This is a genomic window from Aquabacterium sp., assembly GCF_004297345.1.
Lineage (GTDB): Bacteria > Pseudomonadota > Gammaproteobacteria > Burkholderiales > Burkholderiaceae_C > Aquabacterium.
This window is the reverse complement of sequence record NZ_SCTN01000094.1, coordinates 1-8,068: the sequence shown is the minus strand read 5'-3', so window position 1 is coordinate 8,068 and position 8,068 is coordinate 1. Positions and strand designations below refer to the sequence as shown.

Below are 8,068 nucleotides of genomic sequence, written 5' to 3'. Positions count from 1 at the left end.
CCGCTGCCCAGATCGCCGCCCTGCAAAGCACCGATCTGGCCAACATGAACTCGGCCCAGATCGCTGTACTGGACAGCGCCCAGATCGCCGCCATCGAGACAGCCGACATCAGCGCCCTGACCACCACAGCCTTCAAGGCTTTGGCTGTAGATTCAGTCGCGGGCTTGTCTACCGACCAGATCGCTGCCCTGAATTCGAACCAGATCGCGGTGTTGACCACCGCTCAGACCGCCGCCTTCAGCGCCACCCAGGCCCAGGCCATCGAAACGCGCGACATCAGCGCCATGAGCACGGCTGCCCTGCGCACCCTGACCACGGCCGCCATCGCGGCGCTGAGCACCGACCAGATCCTCGCGCTCACAACCTCCCAGACTGCCGCGCTCAACAGCGCCCAGGTCGAAGGCATGACCGCATCGCAGGTCGCCGCTCTGCAAAGCACCGACTTCGCCGTGTTGAACACCGCCCAGGTCGCCGTGCTCAACACTGCACAGGCCGCTGCCATCGAAACCGCCGACATCAGTGCTCTCACCAGCACCAATATCCGAGCCTTGAGCACGGCCGCCATCAACGCGCTGACAACAGATCAGATTCAGTCGCTCACCACCGTACAAACCTCGGCGCTGACCTCTTCTCAAACCGCCGAGCTGACCACGGCCCAAGTCTCTGCACTGCAGAGCACGGACTTCGCCGTCCTGACTTCGGCACAAGTGGCCGTTCTGGATAGCACCCAACTGGCCGCGATTGAAACCGCAGACATCAGCGCCCTGAGCACCAACGCCATCAAGGCTCTGAACACCGAGGCCGTTCACGGCCTCACCACAGACCAGATCGCCAACCTGACTTCAGTGCAACTGGGAGCATTGAATACTGCGCAGACAGCCGAATTCAGCGCCACTCAAGTTGCCGCGATCCAGACCAGCGACATCAGTGCCATGAGCACCGCCGCAGTGCGCACGTTGAGCACGGCAGCCATCGCCATATTGAGCACCGACCAGATCCAGGCATTGACCACGGCCCAGGTCGCAGGGCTCAACAGTGAGCAAGCGCAAGCCTTGACCTCCAGCCAGGTTGCTGCACTGCAAAGCACCGATCTGGCTGCACTGAATACCGCGCAGGCGGCCGTGTTCAACACCTTGCAAGCCGCGGCCATCGAAACCAGCGACATCAGCGCACTGACAACAACGAATATCCGCGCTCTGACCACGGACGCCATCGGCGCCTTGACCACAGACCAGATCCAGGCATTGACCACGGCCCAAACTGCTGCGCTGCTGAGCACCCAGACCAGTGTACTCACCACGGCGCAGATGGCGGCCCTGCAGAGCAGTGACTTTGCCAACCTGAACTCCGCCCAGGTGGCCGTGCTCGACAGCGCCCAAGTTACTGCGATTGAAACGGCTGACATCAGCGCACTGAGCACAAGTGCCATCAAAGCGCTGAACACGGACGCGGTCTATGGTTTGACGACAGACCAGATCAGCAGCCTCACCTCAGCCCAAGTGGCTGCGCTCAACAGCGCCCAGACAGCCGAGTTCAGCACGACACAAGCCGCTGCGATCCAGACCAGCGACATCAGCGCACTCAGCACGGCCGCTACCCGCACACTCAGCACAGCAGCTCTGGCAGCCCTGGGTACCGACCAGATTGCCGCCTTGACCACGGCCCAGGTAGCCTCACTCACGAGCAGTCAGGCCGAAGCACTGACGACCGCTCAAATTGTCGCACTGGAAAGCACGGACCTGGCCGCGCTCAACACGGCACAAGTGGCCGCTTTCAGCTCTGCACAGGCCGCAGCCATCGAAACAAGCGACATCAGCGCGCTGAACACCAACAACGTCCGCGCCTTGAGCACAGACGCGATCGATGCGCTCACCACCGATCAGATCCAGTCACTGACCACCGCGCAAACAGCCGCGTTCACCTCCGAGCAAACCGGCGCCTTGAACACCGCCCAGATCGCTGCCTTGCAAAGCACCGATTTCGCCGCATTCAACTCCGCTCAAGCAGCATCGCTGAACAGCGCTCAAGCAGGTGCCATCGAAACCACCGACATCAGCGTACTGAGCTCGCAGGCCATCAAGGCCCTGAGCACCGATGCCATCGATGGGCTCACCACAGACCAGATCGCCAACCTGACATCGGCCCAACTGGCTGCGCTGAACACCGCGCAAACAGCCGAGTTCAACACCGCACAAGCAGCCGCGATTCAGACCACAGACATCAGTGCCATCAGCACGGCTGCCGCGCGCACACTGAGCTCAGCAGCCGTGGCCGCGCTGGACACCGCACAGATTGCCGCACTGATCACAGCCCAGATTACCGCGCTGAACACCGACCAGGTGCAAGCACTGACCACCAGCCAGATCGTCGCGCTGAACAGCGCAGATGTTGGCGCCCTCAACACAGCCCAAGCCGCCGCTCTGAGCGCCGCACAGGCCGCAGTCATCGACACCACCGACCTGGACGCCTTGAGCACCGCCGCGCTGCGCGCCCTGACGACCGATGCCCTGGCTGCACTGGACACCAACCAGATCCAGGCCCTGACGACCGCACAAGTCGCAGTGCTCTACACCACACAAGCAGCCGCGCTGACCACCGCTCAGATCGCCGCACTTGAAAGCACCGACCTGGCCGTCCTCAACACCGCTCAGGCCGCTGCCCTGGATGCAAATCAGGCCGGCGCCATAGAGACAAGCGACATCAGCGCGCTCAGTACCGCGGCGATCAAAGCCTTGAGCACGGATGCCATCTCCGGTCTGAGCACAAGCCAGATCGCCCAGTTCACCTCCGCTCAGGTAGAAGCGCTCAATACCGCCCAAGCCGCCGCGCTCAACACAGCCCAAGCCGCAGCGATTGAAACCACCGACATCGCCGCCCTGAGCACTGCAGCCATCCGCAACCTGAGCACAGATGCCATCAATGCCCTGACCACGGACCAGATTCTGAACCTGGGCACCGATCAAACCTATGCCCTGAGCACCGATCAGATCCAGCATCTGAACACGGCACAACTGGGCGCGCTCGAGACCAACGACATCAGTGCCTTCAACACGGCACACATCTTTGCGCTGACCTCCGAGCAGATCACCGCACTGAACACGGCTGATATCCAGATCATGGACACGGCCCAGGTTCACGCCATGAACGTCGACGCCTTCCAGGCGCTGCATACCGATCAGATCGCGGCGTTGCACACCGATCAGTTTGCCGCGCTTACAACCGATCAAGTCGCTCACCTCACGGCCAGCCACATGGTCGCGATGCAGACCGATGACCTGCAGGCATTGAGCACCACGCAGTTTGCCGTGCTGTCAACCGATGCAATTGCCGCGATGACCACGACCGACATCGTCGCCATGACCACAGCCCAGATCCTGGCGCTGGACACGGCGCACATTGCCGCCTTCAACACGCTGGACATCGCAGCCCTCAGCGTGGACCACATCCATGCCTTGAACACCAACCAGATCCAGGCCTTCACGGCCGATCAGATGTCGGCGTTTGAGACCACCGATCTGGCTGCCTTCAGCATGGAACAGAGCACGGCGCTCACGCAACCGCAGCTGGATGCCCTCAACACCGAGCAATCCAACGCCCTGACCGCCGTCTCTCCCATCGTGCTGGACCTCAATGGCGACGGCGTGCACACCCTGGCTGCAAGCCATGGCGTCAACTTCGACCTGATGGGCACGGGCATCGAACACCATGTCGGCTGGGTTGCGCCCACCGATGGCCTGCTGGTGATGGACCGCAATGGCGACGGCAAGATCAACGATGGCAAGGAGCTGTTCGGCTCCGCCACCATGGTGGATGGCCACCGCGCCGGTGATGGCTACACCGCCATGCGCGCCGAAGACAGCAACCACGATGGCAAGCTGAGCGCAGCAGACACGCACTTCAACGATCTCAAGGTCTGGGTAGACGCCAACAGCGATGGCATCTCGCAAGCTGGCGAGCTGCACAGCCTCGCCAGCCTGGGCATCATCGAAATCGATCTGCATGCGCAGCACAGCAGCACGGTAGATAACGGCAACCTGCTGGGCCTGGTATCCGACTACAAGACCAGCGATGGGCACACCCACGCCATGGCCGACGTCTGGTTCGCCAAGGACCAGACGCCTGCGGCCACGGATCACGCGGCACAGACACTTGACCTGCACGTCAGCGACCTGCTGGCGCCCAGAGCCGAGGACTTGCTGGCCAGCCATGCGCAACCCGCTGCGACAGTCACCGCCACGCCGGCTGTGCTGCCTGGCGACCTCCATCTGGCTCAGGTGGACCACACCCAACTCACGGAAGACCCGAACAAGAACACCCCGCTGATCTAAGCCCTTCTTTTCAGCCTCCCGGGCTTGAACCTGGGGAAGCCCCTCAGCCCCCACCCGGGCAGAGGGGCACGCGCGCTCGCGCAAAGCGTGCAAATGTGCACGGATGCCCCGCTTTTTCAAGCTTATGGGCGCCGCTTGCAGGATCACCATTGCTGAACTGCCTTGTGTGGAATGGTTCCGCCGGGCTGTCTCGTCAAGGAGAACCGCATGAGCATGCGACTGGGCACCAGCAAAACCTGTCTCGTTACCGGCGGCGCCGGCTTCCTGGGTTCACACCTGTGCGAACGCCTGCTGGAGCAAGGCCATGAGGTCATCTGCCTGGACAACCTGTTCACGGGCTCTCGCCGCAACATCGAGCACCTGATGGATCACCCCCGGTTCGAGTTCCAGCGCCACGATGTGACCTTCCCGCTCTACATCGAGGTCGACGAGATCTACAACTTCGCCTGCCCGGCCTCGCCCATTCACTACCAGCACGACCCGGTCCAGACCACCAAGACCAGCGTGCACGGTGCCATCAACATGCTCGGCCTGGCCAAGCGTGTGCGCGCCAAGATCCTGCAAGCCTCGACCTCCGAGGTCTATGGTGATCCGCAGATCCACCCGCAGCCTGAAGAGTACTGGGGCCATGTGAACCCCATCGGCTACCGCTCCTGCTATGACGAAGGCAAGCGCTGCGCCGAAACCCTGTTCTTCGACTATCACCGCCAGCACAATCTGCGCATCAAGGTCATGCGCATCTTCAACACCTACGGCCCCCGCATGCACCCCAATGACGGCCGTGTGGTGTCCAACTTCATCGTGCAAGCCCTGACCGGCAAGCCCATCACCTTGTATGGCGAAGGCACCCAGACGCGCTCCTTCGGCTATGTGGATGACCTCATCGACGGCGCACTGCGCCTGATGAACAGCCCGGACGACATCACCGGCCCGATCAACATCGGCAACCCTGTCGAAACCACCGTGCGTGCCTTGGCTGAAAAAGTCATCGACATGACCGGCTCCAGCTCGCCCATCGTCTACAAGCCCCTGCCTCACGACGACCCCATGCAGCGCTGCCCGGACATCACCCGCGCCAAGACCCTGCTGGGCTGGCAGCCCAACACCCAGCTGGAGCAAGGCCTGGCCAAAACGATCGCCTACTTCGAGCACCTGCTCAAGGTCGAAAAAATCGAAATCGCCTGAGGTAGACCCACATGACCAAAGCACTGGACATCGGCTGCGGCCCCAAGCCCAAGAACCCCTTCAATGCCACTGAGGTGTATGGCATCGACGTGCGCGATGACATCGACCGCGGCATCTTCCGCGCCGATCTGGTGGTGGATCCCATCCCCTTCCCGGACAACAGCTTCAACTTCGTGACGGCTCACGACTTCCTGGAGCACATCCCTCGCCTCATCTACTGCCCACAGCGCCGCAACGCGTTTGTGGAAGTGATGAACGAGGTCTGGCGCGTGCTGGAACCCGATGGCCTGTTCATGTCCTTCACGCCGGCCTACCCTAACCCGGCAGCCTTCCGTGACCCGACCCACGTCAACATCATCACGGACGAGACCTTCCCCGCCTACTTCGACAACGTCAACCGCTGGGCCTCGGTCTACGGCTTCAAGGGCGCCTTCCAGATCATCAGCCAGGAATGGCGCGGCCCGCACCTCATGACCATCATGCGCAAGGTGGCCGCACCCAATACGCCCCAGACAGAGGCCATCCCCGACGTGTCCATGCACACGCCGCCGGCCCATGCCGCTGCGACTGCTACAGCCCCAGCCGCAAGCAACGACAAGCCCAAGGCCGGCTCCGTCGAAGAGTGGAACTACAAGCTCTATCACGACGAAGGCAGCCATGCGCTGGACGCAGAGACCCGCCGCATGCATGAATCCTGGTTCAGCGAAGACACGGCCGACTTCTGGCGCCATGAGCGCATGATGGAGCCGCTGTTCCACTGCCTGAGCCACACGCACAACGACAAGTGGCTCACCGTGGGTGACGGCCACTACGGCCTGGACGCCATCCGCATGATGCGCCGTGGCTACAAGAGCGTGCTGCCCACCAACATCTCCGGCACCTTCCTGGCCGAAGCCAAGGAGCGCGGCCTGATCCCCGCCTACTCCGAGGAAAACGCCGAGAAACTCAGCTTTGCCGACAACGAGTTCGACTTCGTGCTGTGCAAGGAGGCCTATCACCACTTCCCCCGCCCCGCCATCGCGCTCTACGAGATGCTGCGCGTGGCCCGCAAAGGCGTGGTGCTGATCGAGCCGCAGGACAAGTACGCTGATCCTCCCGTCATCCCCGGCGAAGACCAGCCCAGCTACGAAGCCGTGGGCAACTTCGTCTACGCCCTGTCGCGTCGCGAAATCAACAAGGTCTGCTGGGGGCTGGATCTGCCCGCCGTGGCCTACAAAAATATCTGTGACGTCTATCTGCCGGGCGTGGAATACGTGCAGGCCAAGGATGGCGAGCCACTGTTCGAGCGCCTGAAGGCCGAAACCGCCGATGCGGAACTGAAAGCCAAGCAGTTGCTGATCAAGCCCAACGTGTTGCTGACGGTGATCTTCAAGGAAAAGCCCGACCAGGCCACCATCGATCGCTTCACCCAGGGCGTGGAGGGGTGGACCTTCCGGCAGTTCGAAGGCAATCCACACCTCAAGCGCACCCGCACCTGGTAGCACTGGTACAGGGCCTAGCCCTGGGCGCGCAGAACGGCAAACCCGGCGCGCCACCAAACCGCAATAAACGCTGTATCCCCCCGGTTTATCTCGCTAAAGCCGGGCGGGTCGGCGCGCGACCATGTGAACCACTGCACAACCTGACCGACTTCCCCCAAGGAGAATCCGCATGAGCATGCGACTGGGCACCAGCAAGACCTGTCTCGTTACCGGCGGCGCCGGCTTCCTGGGTTCGCACCTGTGCGATCGCCTCCTGGAACAAGGCCACGAAGTGGTCTGCGTGGACAACCTCTTCACCGGTTCGCGCCGCAACATCGAACACCTGATGGATCACCCACGGTTCGAGTTCCAGCGCCATGACGTGACCTTCCCCCTGCACGTCGAGGTCGATGAGATCTACAACCTGGCCTGCCCGGCCTCGCCCATCCACTACCAGCACGACCCGGTCCAGACCACCAAGACCAGCGTGCATGGCGCCATCAACATGCTGGGCCTGGCCAAGCGCCTCAAAGCCAAGATTCTGCAAGCCTCCACCTCCGAGGTCTATGGCGACCCGCAAGTTCATCCCCAGACCGAGGACTACTGGGGCCATGTGAACCCCATGGGCATCCGATCCTGCTATGACGAAGGCAAGCGCTGCGCCGAAACCCTGTTCTTCGATTACCACCGCCAGCACAAGCTGCGCATCAAAGTCATGCGCATCTTCAACACCTACGGCCCCCGCATGCACCCCAATGACGGACGCGTGGTGTCCAACTTCATCGTGCAGGCCCTGAGCGGCAAGCCCATCACCCTGTATGGCGATGGCAGCCAGACCCGCTCTTTTGGCTACGTGGACGACCTGATCGACGGCGCTCTGCGCCTGATGAACAGCCCTGATGACATCACCGGCCCGATCAACATCGGCAACCCGGTCGAGACATCCGTTCGCGCCCTGGCTGAAAAGATCATCGACATGACGGGTTCGAGCTCGCCCATCGTCTACAAGCCCCTGCCCCACGACGACCCCATGCAGCGCTGCCCGGACATCACCCGCGCCAAGACCCTGCTGGGCTGGCAGCCCAACACCCAGCT

At 62.3% G+C, this 8,068-nt stretch carries 4 protein-coding genes; all 4 read left to right on the top strand.

Annotated elements, in window-relative coordinates; all coding sequences use genetic code 11:
• Positions 1-4,328 (top strand): beta strand repeat-containing protein (locus tag EPO09_RS02760; protein ID WP_367200036.1); only part of this gene is annotated, 4,328 nt, incomplete at its 5' end.
• A 213-nt stretch (positions 4,329-4,541) separates the two neighbouring features.
• Entirely contained in the window at positions 4,542-5,513 is a 972-nt protein-coding gene (locus tag EPO09_RS02755) for a UDP-glucuronic acid decarboxylase family protein (protein ID WP_290639913.1), read from the top strand.
• Positions 5,514-5,524: 11 nt separating this feature from the next.
• Positions 5,525-6,994 carry a methyltransferase domain-containing protein gene (locus tag EPO09_RS02750; RefSeq protein WP_290639909.1) on the top strand — a complete coding sequence of 490 codons (1,470 nt, stop codon included), beginning with the start codon at positions 5,525-5,527 and terminating at the stop codon, positions 6,992-6,994.
• Positions 6,995-7,169: 175 nt separating this feature from the next.
• A partial coding sequence (locus EPO09_RS02745) for a UDP-glucuronic acid decarboxylase family protein (protein WP_290639911.1) occupies positions 7,170-8,068 on the top strand: 899 nt, incomplete at its 3' end.